Consider the following 23,379-nt stretch of genomic DNA (forward strand, 5'->3'; position numbering starts at 1 on the left):
TCCTATCCTGCCGTGCCGTTCCCCGCCGTGGCGTCCGCCCCCGCCCCACCGGACCCCACGGCGTCGTATCCGGCCAGGGTCAGCGCCGTGACCACCAGCCCGATATGACTGAACGCCTGCGGATAGTTGCCGAGCAGCCGCCGTGCCACCGGGTCGTACTCCTCCGCGAGCAGCCCCACATCGTTGCGGAGTGCCAGCAGCTGTTCGAAGAGCTGCCCGGCCTCCTCCGTACGCCCCGTCATATGCAGCGCGTCGGCCAGCCAGAACGAGCAGACCAGGAACGTCCCCTCACGCCCCGGCAGCCCGTCGACCCCGGGCCCGGCCGTGCTGTAGCGGCGTACGAAACCGTCCTGGCCCAGCTCGGCCCGTACCGCGTCGACCGTGCCGACCACCCGCGGATCGTCCGGCGGCAGGAAGCCGACCCGGGGGATGAGGAGCGTCGCCGCGTCCAGCTCGGCGGAGCCGTACGACTGGGTGAAGGTGCCCCGCACCGGGTCGTACGCCTTCGCGCACACCTCCCGGTGGATCTCGTCCCGCATGGCCCGCCACCGGCCCACGTCGCCGCTGAGCGACGGGTCGTCCTCCAGCGTCCGGACGGCCCGGTCGGCGGCGACCCACGCCATCACCTTGGAGTGGGTGAAGTGCCGGCGCGGTCCCCGCACCTCCCACAGCCCCTCGTCCGGCTCGCGCCACTTCGACTCCAGGAAGCCCAGCAGGCTGAGCTGGATGTCCCAGGCGTGCGGCTTCGCGGCGAGACCGGCGGTCCGCGCCAGCGAGAGGGAGTCCATGACCTCCCCGTACACATCGAGCTGGAGCTGTTTCACCGCCTCGTTGCCGGTACGGACCGGGGCGGAGCCCGCGTACCCGGACAGCCACGGCAGCTCGCTCTCCGGCAGTCGGCGCTCCCCACCCAGCCCGTACATGATCTGAAGATCGGCCGGGTCCCCGGCAATCGCGCGCAGCAGCCAGTCCCGCCAGGCCGCGGCCTCGGCCAGATAGCCCACGGAGACCAGCGCCCCCAGCACGAGGGTGGAGTCGCGCAGCCAGCAGTAGCGGTAGTCCCAGTTGCGCACCCCGCCCAGCTCCTCCGGCAGGGAGGTGGTCGGGGCGGCGATGATCCCGCCCGTCGGGCCGTGGGTGAGCGCCTTGAGGGTGATCAGGGAGCGCAGTACGGCGGCGCGGTGCGGTCCCTGGTAGCGGCACCGCGCCGACCAGGCCCGCCAGTCCTCCAGGCTGCGCTCCAGCGACTCGTACGGATCGACGAGCGCCGGGCGCGCCTCGTGCGAGGGATGCCAGGTGAGGACGAACGCCACCTTCTCGCCCGCGCCGACCGTGAACGACGAACAGGTGCTGTAGTGCTGGCCCCAGGTCTTGACCGCGGGCTCGCTGCGCAGCCAGACGGAGTCGGGCCCGGCGACCGCCACCCGGTGGCCCCGTGAACGCCGCACCCACGGCACGACGCTGCCGTAGTCGAAGCGCAGCCGCAGGGCGGCCCGCATCTCCACGCTGCCGCTGATCCCCTCCACCACCCGCATGATCTCGGGGGCCCGGTCGCGCTGCGGCATGAAGTCGGTGACCTTGACGGTGCCGGTCCTGGTCTCCCACACGGACTCCAGCACCAGTGAGTCGGCCACGTAGCCGCGCCGGGAACAGTCGCCCGCGCCGGTGGGGGCGAGCCGCCAGTGGCCGTTGTCCTCGGTGCCGAGCAGCGCGGCGAAGCAGGCGGCGGAATCGAAGCGGGGGAGGCACAGCCAGTCGATGGAGCCGTTCCTGCCGACCAGTGCGGCGGTCTGGAGATCGCCGATGAGGGCGTAGTCCTCGATGCGCGGGGTTCGGGTCACGCCATGGCTGTTCCCGGAGCGCGCCGACGTCAATCGGGGGTCCCGCGCGTTCGGGGGAGTGCCCGTACTCCGCCGGAGGTCAGACGGTCGCGGGGACGGGCTCCGCCCCGGACTCCGCGTCCTCGGCGGCCTTCTTCGCGGCGCGTTCGCGCTTCTCGTTGCGTACGAGGATGAACCAGCCGACCGGTACGGCGCCGACGAACAGCCACCACTGGACGGCGTACGCCATGTGCGGCCCGATGTCGCTGTGTTCGGGCGTCGGCACCGGCTCCGGGCTGCCCGCGGGTGGTACGGGAGCGGTCAGCTCCAGATAGCCGCCCAGGACGGTCAGACCGAGGTCCTTCGCCTGCTCCGCGCTGTTGATCAGCATGACCTGGCGGGGCGGCAGATCCCGGAGGTCCTTGATCCCGGTGACCGCCGCCGTCTCGTCCGCCTTCAGCCGTCCGGTGATGGTCACCTCGCCCTTGGGCGGGGCCGGAATGGACGGGAACGCGCGCTGGTCGTCACCGGAGGGGATCCAGCCGCGGTTCACGATGACCGCCCGGCCGTCCTTCAGGAGGAACGGGACCAGGACGTGGTAGCCGATCCGGTCGTCGGCGGAGGTCCTGCGGCGCACCACGACCTCGTGCCCGGTGTCGAACCGGCCGGTGGCGGTGACCGTACGCCAGTAGTCCGCGCGCGGAACGGTGTGACCCGGCGAGGTCAGCTCCGTGATCGGTACGGGCTTCGCCGAGAGGTTGTCCCCGATCAGCTCGTTCTGGGCGACCTTGTGCTCGTGCCGGTGGAACTGCCAGAAACCCAGCTCGATCATGATGGGCATGAGAGCGAGGCCGAGGAGGGTGAGGGTCACCCACTGCCGGGACAACAGGAAGCGGTACACGCCTTCGACGGTACCCGGCGGGGTGTCGGGCGCCGGACGGGGGGTCTCCCGGGCCGGCGCCCGACACCCCGCTCAGACCCTGTCGACGATGCCCGCCCTGCCGTCGGCGCGGGCGCAGTGGGCGCCGCAGAACCAGTGCCCCGCCACCTCGACGCCCTGGCCGATGATCTGGACCCGGCAGTGCTCGCAGATGGGCGCCATGCGGTGGATGGCGCAGGAGAAACAGTCGAAGACATGCACCGCGCCCTGCGCGTGCACCTCGAAGGACATGCCGTAGTCGTTTCCGCAGACCTCGCAACGTGCCATGCGCCACAGAGTGGAACGCCGGGCGCGGACGGGCGGGAGGACGGCGGGCGAGTCGCCCGCCAATCACCCGTCTGCGGGGGTGGCGGCTTCCCCGGACGCCGGGGTGACATCCCGCAGCAGCTGGGTGAAGGCGGCCTCGTCCACGACGGGCGTACCGAACGACGCCGCCTTGACCGTCTTGGACGTCGAGGAGTCCGGATCGTTGGTCACCAGCAGGCTCGTCAGCCGCGACACACTCGTCGCGATGTGCAGCCCCGCCTCCACGGCCCGGTCCTCCAGCAGCTCGCGCTCGACGGAGGTGTCGCCCGAGAACGCCACCCGCATCCCCTGCTTCAGCGTCCCGCCCGGCGCGTAACGGCCCGGATTCGGATACGGGCAGGCGGGCCGCTTGCGCGAGGGGCGCCAGCTCGACTGCCGGTACGACGCCTGATAGCCGACCCGGGGCCGGGCCGGGGAGTCCGACCACTCGGTCAGCGGCAGACACTCCAGCAGCGGCAGCCGTACGCCACCCCGCGCCGCGGCGTGCAGACTCGGGCGGAACGCCTCGGCGAGCACCCGCGCGTCGTCGAGCGCGTGGTGCGCGCGCTGCTGTACGACGCCGAAGTGCGCGGCCAGCGACTCCAGCTTGTGGTTGGGCAGCGGCAGACCCAGCTCCTTGGAGAGCGCGATCGTGCACAGCCGCTGCCGGGTCGGCGCGCTCCGCCGCGCGCGCGCGTACTCCCGGGCGAGCATCGACCAGTCGAACATCGCGTTGTGCGCCACCAGGACCCGGCCGTCGAGCCGCTCCGCCAGCTCGCCCGCGATCTCGGGGAAGAGCGGGGCGTCCGCCAGCACCTCGCTCGTCAGACCGTGGATCCACACGGGTCCCGGATCGCGCTCCGGGTTGACGAGGGTGTACCAGTGGTCCTCGACATCGCCCCGGGCGTCGAGCCGGTAGACGGCGGCAGAGATTATCCGGTCGTCGCGGGCGAGTCCGGTGGTCTCGACGTCGACGACCGCGTACCCCTCGGGGTAGGCGGCCGGCCATGTCGTTGCAGTCGTCTGGTCGTCGAGCATGGTCACAGAGAATACGGGCCGCCACTGTCAGTGGCGCAGCCCGGTCGCCCGAGCGGTGCCCCGGCGGTCCGCTGCCGGGCCGTCAGCCGTCGCTCCGTCAGACCGCGGCCCCGCCCGATCCGTCCGTTCCGTCCGCTCTGCCGGAGGGACCGGAAGACCGGAGGGGCCGCCGGAACACCGGGAGCGGCCCGCTTCGTACCCCGTCGTGGCTACTTGCTCACGGCGGCCAGGGCGTCGACCAGACCCGCCCCGTAGAAGCTGTTGGCGCGCTTGTCGCCGGAGCACACCGCGTCGACGACACCGTCACCGTCGATGTCGTACGTCTCGGGGCAGGCGACCTCGGTGGCCTGCCTCTTCAGCAGCGCCTTGATGACGGCGGGCGAGGCGTGCGGGTGCGTGGACTTCAGCAGGGCGGCCACACCCGCGGCGTGCGGGGAGGCCATCGACGTACCGGCCATATAGCCCCAGGTGCCGCCGGGCAGCGGGCCGAGGATCAGACCGCTGGTCGCCGGGGGCGCGGGGGGCTGGTAGCGGGTCGAGTCGCCGCCCGGGGCCGCGACGTCGACGACGCCCGGACCGTAGTTGGAGAACGAGGATTTGATGCCCTTGGCGCCGGTCGACGAGACCGTCACCACACCCGGCAGCTGGGTCGGGATGTCGAGGCACTCCGACGGGTCGACGACCCGGGTGGCGGGGGTTCCGTCGTTCGGGCTGGACGGGTCGGTGAGCGAGTCGGCCGCGAGGTCGTAGTTCTCGTTGCCGGCCGCGGCCACATTGACCGTGCCCCTGCGCTCGGCGTAGGAGGTGGCCCGGGTGACCGCGTCGACCAGGGCCTTCTGGTCCGGGTCGGTCGTGCAGTTGAAGTACCACGGGTCGGTGTAGTAGCTGTTGTTCGTCACGTCGACGCCGTGCTCGGCGGCCCAGACGAAGCTGCAGACGACCGCCTCGGCGTAGAAGTACCCGGCGGGCGTGGAGGCCTTGATGCCGGCCACCTTCACACCCGGCGCGACCCCGGTGACCCCGACGCCGTTCCTCGCCGCGGCTATCTCGCCCGCGACATGCGTGCCGTGCGGGCTCTCCCCGGTGCCCGGCCGCCACGCGCCGTCCGTCGTGTCCGGTTTGCCGGTCACACAGTTGACGGAGGCCGCGCGGTCGAAGTTGGGCGCGAGGTCCGGGTGCGTGTCGTCCACGCCCGTGTCGATGACGGCGACCGTCACCCTCGGGCTGCCGAGCGTCTTCTTGTGCGCCTGGTCCGCCTTGATGGCGGGCAGGTCCCACTGCAACGGCTCCAGCGGATCCGGTGCGTCGGCCGCGTCCGCCCGCCCGTTGCCCGCCGCCGACTTCGTCGCCCTGGCGACCTCCGCGACCTCTTCGGCGGTCAGCTCCCGGGGCGTGCCGATGTCGGTCGTCGACTGCGCGGGCAGCGGCGCGTTACGGGTGGCACCGGCCGAGCCCACCCCCCTGACCTCGCGCACGGTCTTCGCGAAGTCCGGGTTCTGCGAGGTGGCGACGATGACGCCTATCTGGTCGTACGACGTCACCACCGTGCCGCCCGCCCGGTCGATCGCCTTCCTGACCGACGTGGCCGTGGCGCGCCCGCCGTAGGTGTTCACCACGTACGAGAGCTTCGGACCGTCCGCCGTGACCGGGGAGGGCCCGCCCGCGGTGGCCGCCGTGGCCGAACCGCCGGGCAGGAAGCCGAGCGAGACGGTGAGCGCCAGACCTACGGGCAGCGCCAGCGCGCGCCGTCTTGCGGACCGCAGATGAGCCATGGGTTCTCCACATCATCCGTGCGAGAGCCGTCCCCGCGCGGGGTGCGCTTGGACGGGTACATGACCAGTGAAGTTATCGCTGATCAGCAGGGTTCTTCAATGCTCTTCCACCGTTCCCGGAATCATTTCCACAAGAAAAAGCCGGGTGTTGAACCGCTTCGCGATGCCTCCCGTGCCGTTGTCAGGGGGACGAGCACCTACTTCCCTCTGTGAGGTATTCCCCGATGCCCCAGCCCACCGCACCCGCGTCACGAGGAGATTCCGTGGCTTCCGATGCACCACCGCCCACCCCGGACCCGGCCACGCCGGACCTGCCCACGACGGCCCAGCCCACGACGGCCCAGTTCGTCGAGGTGCAGGAGAGCGCGGAGTTCGGCGATCTGCGCCGTACGTACCGCTCCTTCGCCTTCCCGCTGACCGTCGTCTTCATCGCCTGGTACCTGCTGTACGTCCTGCTGTCCAACTACGCGGGCGGCTTCATGGGCACGAAGCTCTTCGGCAATATCAATGTCGCGCTCGTCCTCGGACTCGCGCAGTTCGTCACCACCTTCCTCATCGCCTGGATCTACTCGCGCCACGCGGCCCGCCGGCTCGACCCGAAGGCGGATGTCATCAAGGCCCGTATGGAGGCGGACGCATGAGCCACTCGCCGACTTTCCCGATCCCGGAGGAACTCTCCCTCCCACTCGCCGCCGCGGGCGACGCCAGCGAGCACCGGCCGCTGATCATCACGCTCTTCGGCCTGTTCGTCGTGGCGACCCTGATCATCACCGTCTGGGCCGGACGCCAGACCAAGAGCGCCTCCGACTTCTACGCGGGCGGCAGACAGTTCACCGGCTTCCAGAACGGACTCGCGGTCTCCGGCGACTACATGTCGGCCGCGTCCTTCCTCGGAATCGCCGGTGCCATCGCCCTCTTCGGCTACGACGGCTTCCTGTACTCCATCGGCTTCCTGGTCGCCTGGCTGGTCGCGCTGCTGCTCGTCGCGGAACCGCTGCGCAACTCCGGGCGCTACACCATGGGTGACGTCCTCGCGTACCGCATGCGCCAGCGCCCGGTCCGTACCGCCGCGGGCACCTCGACCATCGTCGTGTCGATCTTCTATCTGCTGGCGCAGATGGCCGGCGCGGGCGTGCTCGTCTCGCTGCTGCTCGGTATCACCAGCGATGCCGGGAAAGTCGCCATCGTGGTGCTGGTCGGCCTGTTGATGATCATCTATGTGACCATCGGCGGCATGAAGGGCACCACCTGGGTGCAGATGGTCAAGGCCGTTCTGCTGATCGCGGGCACCCTGCTGATCACCTTCCTCATCCTGTGGAAATTCCATTTCAACCTCTCCGACCTGCTCGGTACGGCGGCGAGCAACAGCGGCAAGGGCGCGGCGTTCCTGGAGCCGGGGCTCAAGTACGGAGCCACCGCGACCTCGAAGCTGGACTTCATCTCGCTGGGCATCGCGCTGGTGCTCGGTACGGCGGGACTGCCGCACATCCTGATTCGCTTCTACACCGTCCCGACCGCCAAGGCAGCCCGGAAGTCGGTCATCTGGGCCATTGGCATCATCGGCTCCTTCTATCTGATGACCATCGTGCTCGGCTTCGGCGCCGCCGCCCTGCTCAAGCCCGGCGACATCATCGCGTCCAACAAGGCGGGCAACACGGCGGCCCCGCTGGCCGCCCTGGAGATCGGCGGCGGAGCCGGCTCGACCGGGGGAGCGATCCTGCTCGCCGTGATCTCGGCGGTCGCCTTCGCCACCATCCTCGCGGTGGTCGCGGGCCTCACCCTGGCCTCCTCGTCGTCGTTCGCGCACGACATCTACGCCAACGTCATCCGCAAGGGCGAGGCCACCGAGAAGGAAGAGGTACGGGCCGCTCGCTGGGCCACCGTCGCCATCGGCATCGTCTCCATCGCGCTCGGCGCCCTCGCCCGCGATCTGAACGTGGCCGGGCTCGTCGCGCTCGCCTTCGCCGTCGCCGCCTCGGCCAACCTGCCCACGCTCCTCTACAGCCTGTTCTGGAAGAGGTTCACCACCCAGGGCGCCCTCTGGTCCATCTACGGCGGGCTGTCCTCCTCCGTGCTGCTGGTGCTCTTCTCGCCGGTCGTCTCCGGCAAGCCCAGCTCGATGTTCCCGAACGCCGACTTCCACTTCTTCCCGCTGGAGAACCCCGGCCTGATCTCGATCCCGCTGGGCTTCCTGCTCGGCTGGCTGGGCACCGTACTGTCCAAGGAGGAACCGGACACGGGCAAGTACGCGGAGCTGGAGGTCAAGTCCCTCACCGGTACGGGAGCGCACTGATCCCGCGCTGATCCCCGCGCTGATTCCGCAGGTGGGGAGCCTTTCGCGCGGTCGCGCCGCAGAGTCCTGCGGTGCGGTCGCGCGGCCTCCCGGACCCCCGGACCCGGACGGCCCCCGGCGATGTCAGTGGCCTGACGTAGGCTCGACCGTGTTCGGTCCGATCGCGCCACACCACCGGGAGGGGGATCACGTGCTCATCGACACCTATGGCCGCGTCGCCACGGACCTGCGTGTCTCGCTCACGGACCGGTGCAATCTGCGGTGTACGTACTGCATGCCGGAAGAGGGCCTGCGATGGCTCACCAAGTCCGACCTCCTGAGCGACGACGAGACAGTCCGGCTGATCCGTATCGCCGTGACGAGCCTGGGCATCACCGAAGTCCGCTTCACCGGCGGAGAGCCGCTGCTCAGACCCGGTCTCGTGGGGATCGTGGAGCGCTGCGCCGCACTGGAGCCCCGGCCCAGGATATCGCTGACCACCAACGGCATAGGACTGGGACGTACGGCCGCCGCGCTGAAGGCCGCCGGACTGGACCGGGTCAATGTCTCGCTCGACACCCTGCGCCCCGACGCCTTCAAGACCCTCACCCGCCGCAGCCGGCACGCGGACGTCCTCGCCGGGCTGGCCGCCGCCCGGGAAGCGGGGCTGACCCCCGTCAAGGTCAACACCGTACTGATGCCGGGGCTCAACGAGGACGAGGCCCCCGACCTGCTCGCCTGGGCCGTGGAGAACGGCTACGAGCTGCGCTTCATCGAGCAGATGCCGCTCGACGCCCAGCACGGCTGGAAGCGCGAAGGTATGATCACGGCCGGTGACATCCTGGCGTCGCTGCGTACGCGCTTCGCGCTCACGGAAGAGGGCGACACCGCCCGGGGCTCCGCGCCCGCCGAGCGCTGGATCGTGGACGGCGGGCCGCACCGCGTGGGCGTGATCGGCTCCGTCACCCGCCCGTTCTGCCACGCCTGCGACCGCACCCGGCTGACGGCGGACGGCCAGATCCGCACCTGCCTGTTCGCGCAGGAGGAGACGGACCTGCGGGCCGCGCTGCGCTCCGAGGCGTCCGACGAGGAGATAGCCAGGCTCTGGAGGCTGGCGATGTGGGGCAAGAAGGCGGGCTCGGGCCTCGACGACCCGTCGTTCCTCCAGCCCGAGCGGCCCATGTCAGCCATCGGAGGCTGAGTCCGAGCCCTGCGGCTCCCACTCGCTCAGCGCCACCACATCCTTGAGGAAGCCGCGCACTCCCAGGAACGAGGAGAGATGCTCCCGGTGCTTCTCGCAGGCCAGCCAGGTCTTGCGGCGCTCGGGGGTGTGCAGTTTGGGGTTGTTCCAGGCGAGCACCCAGACAGCCGTGGCGCGACAGCCCTTCGCGGAACAGACGGGGTGCGCGGGCGGCTCGTCGGCCAGCGGGAAGGGGAAGTTCACCTGGCCACACTAGATCGTTTCCGAGCCCCGGAAAAGGCGACGCCGAGCAGCCACGGGGGGAGCTGCCCGGCGTCGGTCCGTCGCTCCGACGGGGGATGCGGAGCGCCTCCAAAGTATGTCACGCGCAACGGGGTGAAGTGCACGGTAACTTCACGATTGATCTGAGCTTTTCTTGAGCTTCGAGGCGTCCACGCGTTTCGGGGACGGCCGGTGGACAGTCCCTGGACGGCTCATGGGCGGCCCCGGCCCCGCCGGAACGCGTCCGTGTCAGGCCGTCCAGTCCTGGGCGGGCGCCGCCTGTTCCCGGCCCGCGGTCCCTCCGGCGTCCGCGTCGGACGGCCCGCCGTGCGCCGGTCCCGCCGCGACGGGACCCGACGGAGGCGCGATCATCGGGGTGAGCGGCGGCGCGACGACGAACGTCGAGGGCAGCGAAGGCACGTTCTCCCGGCCCGCGTTGGCGATCACCACGGCCACATACGGCAGCAGAACCCCCAGAACGAGCGTCACGATCGCGATCGGACGCTGCACATTCCACAGGGCGACGGTGGCGACCACGGACACCGTCCGTACCGACATCGAGATCACATACCGCCGCTGCCGGCGGCGCACATCGTCCGCGAGCCCCTGGCGTGCCCCCGTGATCCGGAAGACCTCGTTGCCGCTCCGCTTCCGCATCACGTTCCACCACCCGATTTCCCGCGCCGGACGCTTCCCGGACCGGACCCCGACCACGGTACGCCGTGGGTCCGGCCGCTACGAGAGCGGGGCACCCCCCATCCTGACCGACGCGTCCGGTACCACCCCGTACGGCCGAGTCCGACATGCGCCGTATGGCTGATGAACACAGACTGGCGCTCATGCGCATATCGCGCAGTGTGAGGAGGCGACCATGAGTTGGTTGTGGGTCATCGTTGTGGGGCTGGTGCTCGGTCTGATCGCCAAAGCGATCCTCCCGGGCAAGCAGAACATCCCTCTCTGGCTGACGGCCGTGTTCGGCATTCTGGGAAGCGTTCTCGGCAACGCGGTCGCGGGCTGGATCGGCGTCGCCAACACGAAGGGCATCGACTGGACCCGGCATGTGCTCCAACTGGTCGGCGCGATCATCGTGGTCGCCCTGGGAGCGAGGCTCTGGGCGATGATCCGGGGCCACAACAGAGGGACGACGGGCACCAGAGAACGCATCTGATCCCGCCCCGGCGCCACGGAGACAGCGCGGTGGCCGGGCCGCGCGGGCACTCCCCGCGTGGCCCGGCCACCGTCGTACGCGCTCGCCGGCCGCTCAGCCGGCCGCTGTGACCTCGACGGCCGCCAGGTTCTTCTTGCCCCGGCGCAGCACGAGCCAGCGGCCGTGCAGCAGCTCGGCCCGGTCGGGAGCCGCGTCCGCGTCGGTGGCCTTGACGTTGTTCACGTACGCGCCGCCCTCCTTGACGGTCCGGCGCGCCGCCGACTTGCTCGGCGCCAGGCCGGTCGCGACCAGGAGATCCGCCAGCGGTCCCAGCTCCTCGACCTCGGCGCGCGGCACCTCGGAGAGCGCCGCGCCCAGCGTCGCCGCGGCCAGGTCCGTCAGCTCGCCCTGGCCGAACAGCGCCCGGGACGCGGCGACGACCGCCGCGCACTGGTCCGCGCCGTGGACGAGGGTGGTCAGTTCCTCCGCCAGCGCCCGCTGGGCCGCGCGGGCCTGCGGGCGCTCCGCGGTGAGCGTCTCCAGCTCCGCCAGCTCGGCACGGGACCGGAAGCTGAGGATCCGGCTGTACGCGGAGATGTCGCGGTCGTCCACGTTCAGCCAGAACTGGTAGAACGCGTACGGCGTGGTCATCTCCGGGTCGAGCCAGACCGCGCCGCCCTCGGTCTTGCCGAACTTGGTCCCGTCGGCCTTCGTCATCAGCGGGGTGGCCAGCGCGTGCACCTCGGCGCCCGGCTCCACCCGGTGGATCAGGTCGAGGCCCGCCGTGAGGTTGCCCCACTGGTCGCTGCCGCCCTGCTGGAGGACGCAGCCGTACCGCCGGTACAGCTCCAGGAAGTCCATGCTCTGGAGCAGCTGGTAGCTGAACTCGGTGTAGCTGATGCCCTCGTCGGACTCCAGCCTGCGGGCGATCGAGTCCTTCGTGAGCATCTTGTTCACCCGGAAGTGCTTGCCGATGTCCCGCAGGAACTCGATCGCGGACAGCCCCGCGGTCCAGTCCAGGTTGTTGACCATCGTGGCCGCGTTCGGGCCCTCGAAGGTCAGGAACGGCTCGATCTGGGACCGCAGCCGGTCCACCCAGCCGGCGACCGTCGCCGGGTCGTTCAGCGTCCGCTCGGCGGTCGGCCGGGGGTCGCCGATCTGCCCGGTGGCCCCGCCGACCAGCGCCAGCGGCCGGTGCCCGGCCTGCTGGAGCCTGCGTACGGTCAGCACCTGGACCAGGTGTCCCACATGCAGGCTGGGCGCGGTCGGGTCGAAGCCGCAATAGAACGTGACGGGACCGTCCGCGAGCGCCTTGCGCAATGCGTCCTCGTCAGTGGACTGGGCGAACAGCCCGCGCCACTTCAGGTCGTCGACGATGTCCGTCACGGTCGTTTCTCTCCTCGAACGGCAGAATGATGTCCGGCCAGTCTAGGGGGGTCACACCCCCTGGCTGACCGAGCTCATGTTGAAGTCCGGGATCCGCAGGGCGGGCATCGCGGCCCTGGTGAACCAGTCGCCCCACTCGCGCGGCAGCGTCCTCTCCGTACGCCCGGCCTCGGCGGCCCGCGAGAGCAGATCGACGGGCGACTCGTTGAACCGGAAGTTGTTCACCTCGCCGACGACCTCGCCGTTCTCGACGAGATATACACCGTCCCTGGTCAGCCCGGTGAGCAGCAGTGTCGCGGGATCGACCTCGCGGATGTACCAGAGGCAGGTCAGCAGCAGCCCGCGCTCCGTACCGGCCACCATCTCCGCCAGCGAGCGCTCCCCGCCGCCGTCCAGGATCAGATTGCCGATGGCGGGCGCGACCGGCAGCCCGGTCAGGCCCGCGCTGTGCCGGGTGGTGATCAGCCGGGCCAGCTCCCCGTCCCGTACCCACGCGGTCGGTGCCAGCGGCAGACCGTTGTCGAAGACCGAGGCGTCGTCGCCCGACGCGTGCGCGATCACGAACGGCGCGGATTCGAGCCCCGGCTCGTTCGGGTCGCTGCGCAGGGTGAGCGGCAGCTCGGAGAGCTTCTCGCCGACGCGGGTGCCACCGCCGGGGCGGGAGAAGACCGTACGGCCCTCCGCGGCGTCCCGGGCCGCCGCGGACCACAGCTGGTAGATCAGCAGATCGGCGACGGCGGTCGGGGGCAGCAGCGTCTCGTACCGCCCGGCGGGCAGCTCGATCTTCCGCTCGGCCCACGCCAGCCGCTGGGCCAGCTCGGTGTCGAGCGAGCCGGGGTCGACGTCCTTGAAGTCGCGTGTGGCCCGGCCGGCCCAGGCGGAGCGGGTGCGGTCGGGGGACTTGGCGTTCAGCTCCAGCGTGCCGCCCGGCTGGTCGTGCCGGAGCCGTACCCCCGTCGACGTACCGAGATAGGTCGAGGTCAGCTCGTGGTGGGCGAATCCGTACAGCTCGCGGCCGCCCGCGCGGGCGTGGGCGAAGGACTCGCCGAGCGCGGGCGCGAAGTCCGCGAAGACGGCGGAGGTCGTCTCGGCGGGCGCGTCCGTGAAGTCCCCGGACGCCTCGCCGGCGGTGACCAGCGGCTGCGCGTCCTCGGCGGGCCCGGCCCCGCGCGCGGCCGCCTCGGCGGCCCGTACCAGCGGCTCCAGGTCGTCGGCGGTGACCGCGGAGCGCGACACGACCCCGGAGGCGGTGCCCCGCGCCCCGTCGACCGTCGCGATGACGGTCAGCGTCCGGCCCCGGGTGACCCCGTTGGTGGTCAGCGCGTTGCCCGCCCAGCGCAGATTGGCGGAGGACTGCTCGTCGGCGATGACCACACAGCCGTCGGTGGTGGACAGGGCGAGAGCGCGCTCGACGATCTCGTGCGGCTTGCTGGCGTTACGGCTGGGGCTCATCGGCCCGCCTCCTGCGTCGTGTTGAGGATATTGACGCCCCGGAAGAGGGCGGAAGGGCAGCCGTGGGAGACCGCCGCCACCTGGCCCGGCTGGGCCTTGCCGCAGTTGAAGGCGCCGCCCAGCACATACGTCTGCGGTCCGCCGACCGCCTCCATCGAGCCCCAGAAGTCGGTGGTCGTCGCCTGGTAGGCGACATCGCGCAGCTGGCCCGCCAGCCTGCCGTTCTCGATACGGAAGAACCGCTGGCCGGTGAACTGGAAGTTGTAGCGCTGCATGTCGATCGACCACGACCGGTCGCCGACCACATAGATCCCGCGCTCCACCCCGCCGATCAGATCCTCCGTACTCAGCCCGCCCGGATCCGGCAGCAGCGACACGTTCGCCATGCGCTGCACGGGCACATGCCCCGGCGAGTCGGCGTACGCGCAGCCGTTGGAGCGGCCGAGACCGGTCAGCTTCGCGATCCGGCGGTCCAGCTGGTAGCCGACGAGCGTGCCGTCCTTGACCAAATCCCAGGACTGGGCCGCGACGCCCTCGTCGTCGTACCCGATCGTCGCCAGTCCGTGCTCGGCGGTGCGGTCGCCCGTCACGTTCATCACCGAGGAGCCGTACGCGAGCTTGCCCAGCTGGTCGAAGGTGGCGAAGGACGTGCCCGCGTACGCGGCCTCGTAACCCAGCGCGCGGTCCAGCTCGGTGGCGTGCCCGATCGACTCGTGGATCGTCAGCCAGAGGTTGGACGGGTCGACCACCAGGTCGTACGTCCCCGCCTCGACGCTCGGCGCCCGCATCTTCTCGGCGAGCAGCCCGGGGATGCGCTCCAGCTCCGTGTCCCAGTCCCAGCCGGTCCCCGTGAGGTACTCCCAGCCGCGCCCCACGGGCGGCGCGATCGTCCGCATCGAGTCGAACTCGCCGCTCTTGCCGTCGACCGCGACGGCGGTGAGCTGCGGATGCAGCCTGACCCGCTGCTGCGTGGTGACCGTCCCCGCCGTGTCCGCGTAGAACTTGTTCTCGTGGACGGTCAGCAGCGACGCGTCCACATGCGCGACGCCCTCGGCCCGCAGCAGCCGCGCGCTCCACTCGGCGAGCAGCCCGGCCTTCTCCTCGTCGGGCACGGTGAACGGGTCGATCTCGTACGCCGACACCCAGGTCTTCTCGTCGTGCACCGGCTCCTCGGCCAGCTCGACGCGCTCGTCGGACCCCGCGGCGGCGATCACCTTCGCCGACAGCCTGGCCATCGCCACGGCCTGCCCGGCCACCCGGGCCGCCGCGTCCATGGACAGATCGACCCCGGACGCGAACCCCCACGCGCCGCCGTGCACCACCCGGACCGCGTACCCCACATCCGTGGTGTCCGAGGACCCGGCCGGCTTCCCGTCCCGCAGCCGCCAGGACGCGCCGCGCACCCGCTCGAACCGGAAGTCGGCGTGGTCCGCCCCCAGCGCCCGCGCCCTGGCGAGCGCGGCATCGGCGAGCGCCCGCAGTGGCAGTGCCAGAAACGACTGATCTACCTCATGGGGCACGTGGGCCTCCCCTTCTCACACCTCAGGAATGGGATATCCCCGCAGTGAATCACGCGGGACCGACAGCCCGGAGACCCCACCACACTCTCCCCCACCTCGGACATACCCTGTGGTATATGCCCGCGCACTCGGAGTGATGACGGAGTGCACGGGGGCGCACAGGGGCGTGCGGAGGCGTGCCGCGTACCGCCGCCGCGTATCAGGCCGAGGCCGCTTCGGGGGCCGCTTTCTGTAGAGATCCAACAGGGACGGTCCCCGGGTGCTGTCAGGGGTCGATTCTCCGTGGGCGGGTCGGTGCGGATAGGTTTCTCGCGGTACTTCCAGGGGCTTCCAGGAGTGCCGGACCGCTGGAAGACCTAGGGAAAGGCTGATCCGTTGAGCCGCTCGGTTCTCGTGACCGGAGGAAACCGGGGCATCGGCCTCGCCATCGCCCGCGCCTTCGCCGACAACGGCGACAAGGTCGCTCTCACCTATCGCTCCGGCGAACCGCCGAAGGAGCTGACGGAGCTGGGCTGCCTGGCGGTCCGCTGCGACATCACCGACGCCGAGCAGGTGGAGCAGGCATACAAGGAGATCGAGGAGAAGCACGGTCCCGTGGAGGTGCTGGTGGCCAACGCCGGTGTCACCAAGGACCAGCTGCTGATGCGGATGTCCGAGGACGACTTCACCTCCGTACTCGACACCAACCTCACCGGCACCTTCCGCGTGGTCAAGCGGGCCAACCGCGCCATGCTGCGGGCCAAGAAGGGCCGGGTCGTCCTGATCTCGTCGGTGGTCGGGCTGCTCGGCTCGGCGGGACAGGCGAACTACGCCGCGTCCAAGGCCGGCCTGGTCGGCTTCGCGCGCTCGCTCGCCCGTGAGCTGGGCTCGCGGAACATCACCTTCAACGTCGTCGCGCCCGGCTTCGTCGACACCGACATGACCAAGGTCCTCAGCGACGAGCAGCGCGCGGGCATCGTCGCGCAGGTGCCGCTCGGCCGTTACGCGCAGCCGGAGGAGATCGCCGCGACGGTGCGGTTCCTCGCCTCCGACGACGCCTCGTACATCACTGGAGCCGTCATTCCCGTTGACGGCGGATTGGGCATGGGTCACTGATCACATGAGTGGAATCCTCGCCGGCAAGCGCATTCTCGTGACGGGCGTCCTCACGGAGTCCTCCATCGCCTTCCAGGCCGCCAAGGTGGCGCAGGAGGAGGGCGCCGAGGTCATCCTCACCGGCTTCGGCCGGCTCACGCTCGTCGAGCGCATCGCCAAGCGGCTGCCCAAGACGGCCCCGGTCATCGAGCTGGACGTCACCAACCAGGAGCACCTGGACGGACTGGCCGACAAGGTCCGCGAACTCCAGGGCGAGGGTGCCGGACTCGACGGTGTCGTGCACTCGATCGCCTTCGGTCCGCAGGGCGCCTTCAACTTCCTCGAAGCCGGCTGGGAGGACGTCTCGACAGCGGTACACGTCTCCGCGTACTCGCTCAAGTCGCTCACGACGGCCTGCCTGCCGCTGATGGAGCGCGGCGGCTCGGTCGTCGGCCTCACCTTCGACGCGCAGTTCGCCTGGCCGAAGTACGACTGGATGGGCGTCGCCAAGGCGGCCCTGGAGTCGACCAACCGCTATCTCGCCCGTGACCTGGGCGCGCGGAACATCCGCTGCAACCTGGTCTCGGCCGGACCGCTCAAGTCGATGGCCGCCAAGTCCATCCCGGGCTTCGAGACGCTCGCGGACATCTGGAACGACCGCGCCCCGATGGAGTGGGACATGTCCGACGCGGAGCCGGCCGGCCGCGGGGTCGTCGCTCTGCTGTCGGACTTCTTCCCGAAGACGACCGGCGAGATCGTGCATGTCGACGGTGGCGTGCACATCATGGGCGCCTGACCGTCGCACCAAGGCACGCATCCGCCGTTACGGGAGCCGCGTGACCGTCCGAGGACGGCGCGCGGCTCCCGCGCGTGACGGGCCGGTTTCCCCGAGTCGAAAAGTGCGCGATTTCCGCGCACACTTGGGTCAATCGGTTGATTACGGCCTCGCGGGGGAGGAGGTGTGCGCGTGCGCCCGCTCTCGTACCGTCCGCTCTCGTACCGCGTGCTCCTTCGCTGCTTCTGTACGGCGCTCACGGCCGCCGCGCTGATGGCACCGGCCGCCGCGGTCGCCGCGGGCCGGGGGGAGTCCGACTGCTCCACGGTCGTCCGGGGCTCCCGCGCCACCGCGTCCTGCCACAACCCGTACCCGGAGACCGACCGGGTCCGGCTGCACATCACCTGCGAGCGCTGGTGGGACATCGGCTCGGACAGCGCCCCCGTGGAGATCGGTCCCGCCGGGCGCGCCACCCTCACCGACCGCTGCTGGAAAGAGATACGCGCGGTGTGGATCACCCACGAACCCGTATGAGCGGGGGATGTCAGGCCCGGTCGGTTCCGCCGCGCGGCGCGTGGCCGGTCGCCTCGGCACCCGCCGTCTCCACGTCGCCCGCCGAGGGAGCCTGGCTCTGGGCCGTGCTGCTCGGCCTTGTGAACTGCTCCTTCCCGCTGGCGCTCACCATGATCGGCATGTGGTCGAGGGCCGGCGCGGGTGCCGTACGGCTCTCCGCCTTCGCCCAGAGCACCGGTTATCTGATCTCGATCCCGGGTCCGCTGCTGGTGGGGGGCCTGTACCAGCACACCGGCGGCAGGGGGCTGCCGCTCGCGCTGATGGCGGGGCTCCTCGTACCGCAGATGATCGCCGGTACGGTCGCGGGACGGGACCGGGCGACCGAGGACGAAACCCGGATGCGAGACTGACCGTATGCCAGTCCTCGACCCGAACCCCCAGAACGGCCAGCGCAAGCTGCTCCTCGTCTTCGGCACGATCATCGGCATCATGGTGGTCATCAGTGTCATCGCCACCCTCGCGAGCCCGTAACAGGCCGTCCTCCCCATCCCCTAGGGGGCAAGCCTCAGGGTGAAGTAGGTGGGTTACCGGATGGGCCCGGCCGCTTCCGTTCCGTAGGTTCTGAGTACGTCGAACCGCGACCTACGGAGGAGGCGGCCATGCCGGCCAGAACCCACGCCCGGCCCCATGTCCGGACGCACACCCGGACACAGCCCCGGGCGGTCTCCGATCCCGCCGGGGGCGGCCTCGGGATGGGGCTGCCGTGGTGGTGCGTGGCGCTGCCGGTGGTCGCCTTCGCCGTGCTGTTCATCCTGGTGGCCGACCCCGCTCAGGCGCACGCAGTCGGTGACGATTCCGGGCTGGGGCGGTTCGCGGAGCGGATATGGATGACGCTCGCCCGGTAGCGCCGGGCGGTGCCGGTCAGCCGCCGCGCGCCGTTCACTCGTGCCGGTACGAGGGCTGTCAACACCCTGCGCCCGATGGCGGGTTTCATGCGAAGCTGGAATGCATGAGCGCCGAAACACCGCGAAGGATCGTCCTACTCCGGCACGCGAAGGCCGACTGGCCAGAGGTGTCCGATCATGAGCGCCCGCTCGCCGACCGGGGCCGCGTGGACGCGCCCGTGGCGGGCCGCAGCCTCGCCGGGACCGGTATCGACTTCGATCTGGCTCTCTGTTCGACCTCGGCCAGGACCCGCGAGACCTGGAAGCTGGTCGTCCCGGAGCTGCCGCAGCGCCCCAGGACCAGCTACGAGGACCGGTTGTACGAGGCATCGCTCGGCGAGCTGATCGCGTTGCTCAACGAGACACCCGACGAGGTGCGCGATCTGCTGCTGATCGGCCACAACCCGGGGATGCACGCGCTCGCCGACGCCCTCGCGGGCGAGGCGGACGGCTCGGCCCTGTCCCGGATGACCCGCACCGGGTTCCCGACGGCGGCGTACGCGATCGTGACGTTCACCGGCGGCTGGAAGACGGTGGAGCACGGGGTGGGCAGGCTCGTCGAATTCTGGACCCCGCACGGCTGAGCGGCACGGCTCCGTTACGTACCGGCCGCGCCCCGGTCGTTGCGTACATTCGGTAGGCGGGTCGGTACATCCGTACATCCGTACGTCTGCACGGCCGCGCCCCGGCTGCTGCCGTACGGACGAAGGCAGCGGCCCCGGCGCGGACAGGGGGTGTCGTGCCGGGGCCGAGGGGTTCCGGGCTCAGCCGATCGGTTGTCCCGTCCCGTCCTCCCCATCGGCGGTCTCGACCTCTTCCCGGCTGATGCCCAGCAGATACAGCACGGTGTCGAGGAACGGCACGTTGACCGCGGTGTGGGCCGCCTTCCGGACCACGGGCTTTGCGTTGAAGGCGACGCCGAGCCCTGCCGCGTTCAGCATGTCGAGGTCGTTGGCGCCGTCGCCGATCGCGACGGTCTGGGCCAGCGGCACCCCCGCCTCGGCGGCGAACCGGCGCAGCAGCCGGGCCTTGCCCGCGCGGTCGACGATCTCGCCGGTCACCCGGCCGGTGAACTTCCCGTCCACGATCTCCAGGGTGTTGGCGGAGGCGAAGTCGAGCCCCAGCTCCTCCTTGAGGGCGTCGGTGACCTGGGTGAATCCGCCCGAGACGACGCCCACTTGGTAGCCGAGCCGCTTGAGCGTACGGACCAGGGTGCGGGCCCCCGGTGTGAGCCGGACCTCGGCCCGTACCTTCTGGACCACCGAGGCGTCGAGTCCGGCGAGCAGCGCGACCCGGGCGTGCAGCGACTGCTCGAAGTCCAGCTCGCCGCTCATCGCCCTGGCGGTCACCTCGGCGACCTCCGCCTCGCAGCCCGCGTGGGCCGCGAACAGCTCGATGACCTCGTCCTGGATGAGGGTCGAGTCCACATCCATGACGACGAGCCGCTGGGCCCGGCGGTGCAGTCCGGCGGAGACGACCGCGACATCCACCCCGATCTCGGCGGCGGAGGTGGCCAGCGCGGTGCGCAGGGGTTCGGTCTGTACACCGGAGACCGCGAATTCGACCGCGGTGACCGGATACTTCGCCAGTCGGAAGATCCGGTCGATATTGCCGCCGGTCTTGGTGATGCTGGCCGCTATCGTCGCCGTCGACTCCGCGGTCAGGGGGTTGCCGAGCACGGTGACATGCGAACGGCCACTTCCGCGTGGCCGGTTGTCGCCGGTGCCGGAGATGATCTCGGCCTGGAGATCGAGCGATTCCGTCCAACTGTGCACGGTCGCCCGCAGCGCGCCCTCGCTGGTGCCCGCCGCGGTCGGCGAGGTGACCAGCGCGCACAGGACGATACGGCCACGGGTGACGACCTGCTCGATGTCGATCACATCGACGGAGTAGGCGGCGAGGGTGTCGAAGAGCCCTGCGGTGAGCCCTGGGCGGTCCTTCCCGAAGATCTTGACCAGCAGGGTAGGGACATCGGAGTTCCGGGGTGGCTGAGATGCGCTCATGGTGGTTCCACCGTATCGGGCGGGGCCGGAGACCGGCCGAGTGTCCCGCGTGACGGACATTCGGCACCGGTCGTGACGGACATCCGACACCGGGCGCGAGGGATATTCACCACTGGATGTAACGGACATTCGGCGCGGCCCGCGATGAATATATCCGCCACCGCTCCACCCGCCGGATTTATCCCACTTGCGATTGTTCCCCGTATTCGCGCTGAGCCGCCCCGCAGGCTGTTACATGCTTGTGCCTGTAATGCACCTGGCCCAGCTTTCAAAGACGGGAGCGAGCCTGAAATAGTTCCCACGATGTTCGCCGTCCCTGGACTCCCTGCGATGGGGGAAACTCGGGGGAAACTTAGTGGGGCATGGAGTGCCGGAACTCGTACTGGAATTGAACGGAAGCACCTGGGCGCTCGATCGGTCCAGGTCGTACACCCTTGGCCGTGATCCACAGGGCGACCTGGTGATCGACGATGCCAGGGTCTCGTGGCGCCACGCCACCGTGAGCTGGGACGGCCGCAGTTGGGTCATCGATGACCACGGGAGCACCAACGGCACCTATGTGCAGGGGCGGCGCGTCCAGCACACGGAGATAGGCCCCGGCTCGGCCGTACATCTCGGAAACGCCACCGACGGCCCCCGGGTGAGCCTCATCGCCGCGGCCGCGGGTGCCGGAGCGTACGGCGCGCAGGGGGCGCCCGCGCAGCACGTACCCCAGCAGGCCCAGCAAGCACCGCAGGCCCAGCAAGCACCGCAGCTTCAGGGGCAGGGCACCCCCGGCTGGGCGTCCCAGCAGCAGGCATCCGCCCAGCAGGGCTGGCAGCCGCAGCAGCAGGCGCCGGTCCCGTCCCAGCAGGGCCGGGCCGTCGGCCCCGGCGCGCCCTTCGGGCAGGAGGTTCCCGGCTCGGGCGGCGCCGCGGGGGCACCGCCCGCGTACGGCGACCGCAGCCCGACCACCTTCCACGAGTTCTCGCTCGGCCGCGTGATGCGCATCGGACGCGCGCTGGAGAACGAGCTGGTCGTCTCCGACCTCCAGGTCTCCCGCCTGCACGCCGAGTTCACCGCGACCCCCGACGGACGCTTCGAGATCCGGGACCTCGGATCCCACAACGGCACGTACGTCAACGGCCAGCCGATCGCCAAGTCGGGCACCGTCCACCTCGGCCCGAACGACATCGTCGGTGTCGGTCACTCGACGTTCCGGCTCGTCGGTGACCGCCTGGAGGAGTTCGTCGACACCGGCGACGTCTCCTTCTCGGCCCGCCATCTGACGGTGACGGTCGACGGCGGCAAGCAGATCCTCAAGGACGTCTCCTTCGGCGTACCCGAGAAGTCGCTCATCGCGGTCATCGGGCCGTCCGGATCCGGCAAGTCCACCCTGCTCAAGGCGCTCACCGGCTACCGCCCCGCCGACCAGGGCGATGTCCTCTACGACAACCGGAACCTCTACAAGCAGTTCGCCGAGCTGCGTCAGCGCATCGGTCTGGTCCCGCAGGACGACATCCTGCACAAGGAGCTGACCGTCAAGAAGGCGCTCCGGTACGCGGCCAAGCTCCGCTTCCCCGGCGACACCGCCGAGGCCGAGCGCGAGGCCCGGATCGGTGAGGTGCTGGGCGAGCTGAAGCTCGACATCCACAAGGACAAGAAGATCACCTCGCTCTCCGGTGGCCAGCGCAAGCGCGTGTCCGTCGCCCTGGAGCTGCTCACCAAGCCGTCGCTCATCTTCCTGGACGAGCCGACCTCCGGCCTGGACCCGGGCATGGACCGCGATGTCATGCAGTTGCTGCGCGGCCTCGCCGACGACGGCCGTACGGTCCTGGTGGTCACCCACTCCGTCGCGGAGCTGGCGATCTGCGACAAGCTGCTCGTGATGGCGCCCGGCGGCTCCGTGGCGTACTTCGGTCCGCCGGAGGAAGCGCTCAACTTCTTCGGCTACAGCACCTGGGCCGATGTCTTCTCGGCCTTCGAGAACTACCGCGACTACGACTGGGCGGGCCGCTGGCGCGGCTCGCAGCACTACCAGATGTACGCCGCCGACATCGACGCCGTCGCCGCGCAGTCCGTCCATATGCAGAAGGCGCAGCAGATGCGCCCGCCGAAGGCGCAGAGCTGGGGATCGCAGCTCTGGACGCTGATCCGCCGCTATGTCTCCGTGATCGCGTCCGACAAGGGCTTCATGGCACTGCTGGTGATCCTGCCCGCCGTGCTCGGCGTGGTCAGTACCGTGATCCCGGCGAAGTTCGGCCTCGGCCCGCCCGAGGCGCCCGCCCGGTTCAACGGCGGTGCGGGGACGATCATGCTCGTCCTCACCGTCGGGATGTGCTTCACCGGCGCGGCCAACTCCGTACGTGAACTGATCAAGGAGCGGGTGATCTACGAACGGGAACGCGCCACCGGCCTGTCCCGCTCCGCCTATCTGATGTCAAAGGTGATCACACTCGGTGTGATCACGGCCTTCCAGGGCGTCATCATCTGCGGCATCGGCTTCGCCCCCCGCGTCCTGCCCACCGAGGGCCTGATCATGCCGCCGGCCGTCGAGATGTGCCTGGTGGTCATCGCGCTCGGCTTCACCTCGATGATGTTCGGCCTGGTCATCTCCTCGCTGGTGAAGACCGCCGAGAAGACCATGCCGCTGCTGGTCATGTTCGCGATCGTCCAGGTGGTCTTCACCGGGGTCCTCTTCCAGCTCTTCGACTCGCCGGGGCTCGAACAGTTCGCCTGGCTGATGCCGTCGCGCTGGGCCATCGCGGGCGTGGGCACCACGCTCGACCTGTCGCATCTGATGGCGCCGTGGGACCTCGACAACCCCACCAGCCTGGACCCGTTGTGGGAGCACTCGGCGAGCCAGTGGTTCATGGACATCTCGGTCCTGCTGATCATCGGCGCCCTCCTCGGCGTCGTGGTGTCGCGCCTGCTGCGCCGCCACGAGCCGGAGGTCATGCGCAAGTAGGACGTTCCGTGCGTGCGTACGTTCCGTGC

Annotated in this window: 22 protein-coding genes and 1 pseudogene; 12 read left to right on the forward strand and 11 right to left on the reverse strand. The window is 70.3% G+C overall.

The window, feature by feature from the left end; genetic code table 11:
- Positions 1-2: 2 nt before the first annotated feature.
- The 5 genes from ACIP8W_RS12555 to ACIP8W_RS12575 form a co-directional block, all read right to left on the reverse strand.
- Positions 3-1,841 carry a glycoside hydrolase family 15 protein gene (locus tag ACIP8W_RS12555; protein WP_401949144.1) on the reverse strand — a complete coding sequence of 613 codons (1,839 nt, stop codon included), beginning with the start codon at positions 1,839-1,841 and terminating at the stop codon, positions 3-5.
- A 79-nt stretch (positions 1,842-1,920) separates the two neighbouring features.
- Positions 1,921-2,721, reverse strand: coding sequence for an SURF1 family protein (locus ACIP8W_RS12560; protein WP_401949521.1), 801 nt, complete (start codon positions 2,719-2,721; stop codon positions 1,921-1,923).
- A gap of 72 nt (positions 2,722-2,793) precedes the next feature.
- Positions 2,794-3,027 (reverse strand): hypothetical protein, encoded by a 234-nt coding sequence (locus ACIP8W_RS12565; protein ID WP_401958092.1) that lies wholly within the window; start codon positions 3,025-3,027, stop codon positions 2,794-2,796.
- A 63-nt stretch (positions 3,028-3,090) separates the two neighbouring features.
- The gene (locus ACIP8W_RS12570) at positions 3,091-4,089 is read right to left on the reverse strand and encodes a DEDDh family exonuclease (RefSeq protein ID WP_401958095.1); all 999 of its coding nucleotides are present in this window, start codon (positions 4,087-4,089) and stop codon (positions 3,091-3,093) included.
- A 203-nt stretch (positions 4,090-4,292) separates the two neighbouring features.
- Positions 4,293-5,855, reverse strand: coding sequence for a S8 family serine peptidase (locus ACIP8W_RS12575; protein WP_402202886.1), 1,563 nt, complete (start codon positions 5,853-5,855; stop codon positions 4,293-4,295).
- Between the two features lie 263 nt (positions 5,856-6,118).
- Here ACIP8W_RS12575 and ACIP8W_RS12580 point away from each other — a divergent pair, with 263 nt between their 5' ends.
- The 3 genes from ACIP8W_RS12580 (at position 6,119) to moaA (ending at position 9,328) form a co-directional block, all read left to right on the forward strand.
- Entirely contained in the window at positions 6,119-6,496 is a 378-nt protein-coding gene (locus ACIP8W_RS12580) for a DUF485 domain-containing protein (RefSeq protein ID WP_401958100.1), read from the forward strand.
- Positions 6,493-8,148: a cation acetate symporter gene (locus ACIP8W_RS12585; protein ID WP_401958101.1), complete on the forward strand. Its 1,656-nt coding sequence runs from the start codon at positions 6,493-6,495 to the stop codon at positions 8,146-8,148. The genes ACIP8W_RS12580 and ACIP8W_RS12585 overlap by 4 nt, the downstream gene beginning before the upstream one ends.
- 190 nt (positions 8,149-8,338) lie before the next feature.
- Positions 8,339-9,328, forward strand: coding sequence for a GTP 3',8-cyclase MoaA (moaA, locus tag ACIP8W_RS12590; RefSeq protein ID WP_401958103.1), 990 nt, complete (start codon positions 8,339-8,341; stop codon positions 9,326-9,328).
- Here the strand turns inward: moaA and ACIP8W_RS12595 are convergent.
- Together ACIP8W_RS12595 and ACIP8W_RS12600 are read right to left on the reverse strand one after the other, a co-directional pair.
- Entirely contained in the window at positions 9,311-9,571 is a 261-nt protein-coding gene (locus ACIP8W_RS12595; protein WP_402202889.1) for a hypothetical protein, read from the reverse strand. The genes moaA and ACIP8W_RS12595 overlap by 18 nt on opposite strands.
- A gap of 267 nt (positions 9,572-9,838) precedes the next feature.
- A complete protein-coding gene (locus ACIP8W_RS12600) occupies positions 9,839-10,246 on the reverse strand; it encodes a DUF3099 domain-containing protein (RefSeq protein ID WP_401958108.1) in 408 nt (135 codons plus the stop codon).
- A gap of 214 nt (positions 10,247-10,460) precedes the next feature.
- On the opposite strand from ACIP8W_RS12600, the gene ACIP8W_RS12605 reads away from it, so the two are divergent.
- Positions 10,461-10,757 (forward strand): GlsB/YeaQ/YmgE family stress response membrane protein, encoded by a 297-nt coding sequence (locus tag ACIP8W_RS12605; protein WP_401958110.1) that lies wholly within the window; start codon positions 10,461-10,463, stop codon positions 10,755-10,757.
- 93 nt (positions 10,758-10,850) lie between these two features.
- Here the strand turns inward: ACIP8W_RS12605 and tyrS are convergent, their stop codons facing one another.
- From tyrS to ACIP8W_RS12620, 3 genes are read right to left on the reverse strand one after another with little or no spacing between them, the layout of a single operon-like run.
- Positions 10,851-12,122 carry a tyrosine--tRNA ligase gene (gene tyrS, locus ACIP8W_RS12610; protein WP_401958113.1) on the reverse strand — a complete coding sequence of 424 codons (1,272 nt, stop codon included), beginning with the start codon at positions 12,120-12,122 and terminating at the stop codon, positions 10,851-10,853.
- Positions 12,123-12,173: 51 nt separating this feature from the next.
- Positions 12,174-13,574: a metallopeptidase TldD-related protein gene (locus ACIP8W_RS12615; protein ID WP_401958115.1), complete on the reverse strand. Its 1,401-nt coding sequence runs from the start codon at positions 13,572-13,574 to the stop codon at positions 12,174-12,176.
- The gene (locus ACIP8W_RS12620; RefSeq protein WP_401958118.1) at positions 13,571-15,094 is read right to left on the reverse strand and encodes a TldD/PmbA family protein; all 1,524 of its coding nucleotides are present in this window, start codon (positions 15,092-15,094) and stop codon (positions 13,571-13,573) included. Before ACIP8W_RS12620 ends, ACIP8W_RS12615 begins: the two co-directional genes overlap by 4 nt.
- Positions 15,095-15,469: 375 nt before the next feature.
- Here ACIP8W_RS12620 and fabG point away from each other — a divergent pair, with 375 nt between their 5' ends.
- The 7 genes and pseudogenes from fabG to ACIP8W_RS12655 all read left to right on the forward strand — a co-directional run bounded on the left by fabG (position 15,470) and on the right by ACIP8W_RS12655 (position 18,984).
- Positions 15,470-16,189 (forward strand): 3-oxoacyl-[acyl-carrier-protein] reductase, encoded by a 720-nt coding sequence (gene fabG, locus ACIP8W_RS12625; RefSeq protein ID WP_401958121.1) that lies wholly within the window; start codon positions 15,470-15,472, stop codon positions 16,187-16,189.
- 4 nt (positions 16,190-16,193) lie between these two features.
- Positions 16,194-16,964, forward strand: a complete 771-nt coding sequence (fabI, locus tag ACIP8W_RS12630; RefSeq protein ID WP_401958123.1) for an enoyl-ACP reductase FabI — start codon at positions 16,194-16,196, stop codon at positions 16,962-16,964.
- Between the two features lie 252 nt (positions 16,965-17,216).
- Positions 17,217-17,477 carry a hypothetical protein gene (locus ACIP8W_RS12635; protein WP_401958172.1) on the forward strand — a complete coding sequence of 87 codons (261 nt, stop codon included), beginning with the start codon at positions 17,217-17,219 and terminating at the stop codon, positions 17,475-17,477.
- 74 nt (positions 17,478-17,551) lie between these two features.
- A pseudogene (locus tag ACIP8W_RS12640) lies at positions 17,552-17,866 on the forward strand (MFS transporter); the annotation flags it as partial.
- Between the two features lie 4 nt (positions 17,867-17,870).
- Positions 17,871-17,987 carry an SGM_5486 family transporter-associated protein gene (locus ACIP8W_RS12645; protein WP_401958125.1) on the forward strand — a complete coding sequence of 39 codons (117 nt, stop codon included), beginning with the start codon at positions 17,871-17,873 and terminating at the stop codon, positions 17,985-17,987.
- A 128-nt stretch (positions 17,988-18,115) separates the two neighbouring features.
- Entirely contained in the window at positions 18,116-18,361 is a 246-nt protein-coding gene (locus ACIP8W_RS12650) for a hypothetical protein (protein ID WP_401958127.1), read from the forward strand.
- A 104-nt stretch (positions 18,362-18,465) separates the two neighbouring features.
- Complete coding sequence (locus ACIP8W_RS12655) at positions 18,466-18,984, forward strand: SixA phosphatase family protein (RefSeq protein ID WP_401958129.1); 519 nt, start codon at positions 18,466-18,468, stop codon at positions 18,982-18,984.
- Between the two features lie 180 nt (positions 18,985-19,164).
- Here the strand turns inward: ACIP8W_RS12655 and serB are convergent, their stop codons facing one another.
- Positions 19,165-20,403, reverse strand: a complete 1,239-nt coding sequence (serB, locus tag ACIP8W_RS12660) for a phosphoserine phosphatase SerB (RefSeq protein ID WP_401958132.1) — start codon at positions 20,401-20,403, stop codon at positions 19,165-19,167.
- Positions 20,404-20,758: 355 nt separating this feature from the next.
- Between serB and ACIP8W_RS12665 the strand changes: the two genes are divergently transcribed.
- Positions 20,759-23,350: an FHA domain-containing protein gene (locus tag ACIP8W_RS12665; protein WP_402202893.1), complete on the forward strand. Its 2,592-nt coding sequence runs from the start codon at positions 20,759-20,761 to the stop codon at positions 23,348-23,350.
- The last annotated feature ends 29 nt before the right edge of the window (positions 23,351-23,379 follow it).

Origin of the sequence: Streptomyces sp. NPDC088554 (genome assembly GCF_044752945.1) — a bacterium.
GTDB lineage: Bacteria > Actinomycetota > Actinomycetes > Streptomycetales > Streptomycetaceae > Streptomyces.

Bases quoted from the DNA above. Each gene is read 5' to 3' on its own strand.
- ACIP8W_RS12565 (WP_401958092.1), bottom strand. From the start codon at position 3,027: ATGGCACGTTGCGAGGTCTGCGGAAACGACTACGGCATGTCCTTCGAG.
- ACIP8W_RS12575 (WP_402202886.1), bottom strand. From the start codon at position 5,855: ATGGCTCATCTGCGGTCCGCAAGACGGCGCGCGCTGGCGCTGCCCGTA.
- ACIP8W_RS12585 (WP_401958101.1), top strand. From the start codon at position 6,493: ATGAGCCACTCGCCGACTTTCCCGATCCCGGAGGAACTCTCCCTCCCA.
- ACIP8W_RS12600 (WP_401958108.1), bottom strand. From the start codon at position 10,246: ATGCGGAAGCGGAGCGGCAACGAGGTCTTCCGGATCACGGGGGCACGC.
- ACIP8W_RS12605 (WP_401958110.1), top strand. From the start codon at position 10,461: ATGAGTTGGTTGTGGGTCATCGTTGTGGGGCTGGTGCTCGGTCTGATC.
- ACIP8W_RS12615 (WP_401958115.1), bottom strand. From the start codon at position 13,574: ATGAGCCCCAGCCGTAACGCCAGCAAGCCGCACGAGATCGTCGAGCGC.
- fabI (WP_401958123.1), top strand. From the start codon at position 16,194: ATGAGTGGAATCCTCGCCGGCAAGCGCATTCTCGTGACGGGCGTCCTC.
- ACIP8W_RS12635 (WP_401958172.1), top strand. From the start codon at position 17,217: ATGGCACCGGCCGCCGCGGTCGCCGCGGGCCGGGGGGAGTCCGACTGC.
- ACIP8W_RS12645 (WP_401958125.1), top strand. From the start codon at position 17,871: ATGCCAGTCCTCGACCCGAACCCCCAGAACGGCCAGCGCAAGCTGCTC.
- ACIP8W_RS12650 (WP_401958127.1), top strand. From the start codon at position 18,116: ATGCCGGCCAGAACCCACGCCCGGCCCCATGTCCGGACGCACACCCGG.
- ACIP8W_RS12655 (WP_401958129.1), top strand. From the start codon at position 18,466: ATGAGCGCCGAAACACCGCGAAGGATCGTCCTACTCCGGCACGCGAAG.
- serB (WP_401958132.1), bottom strand. From the start codon at position 20,403: ATGAGCGCATCTCAGCCACCCCGGAACTCCGATGTCCCTACCCTGCTG.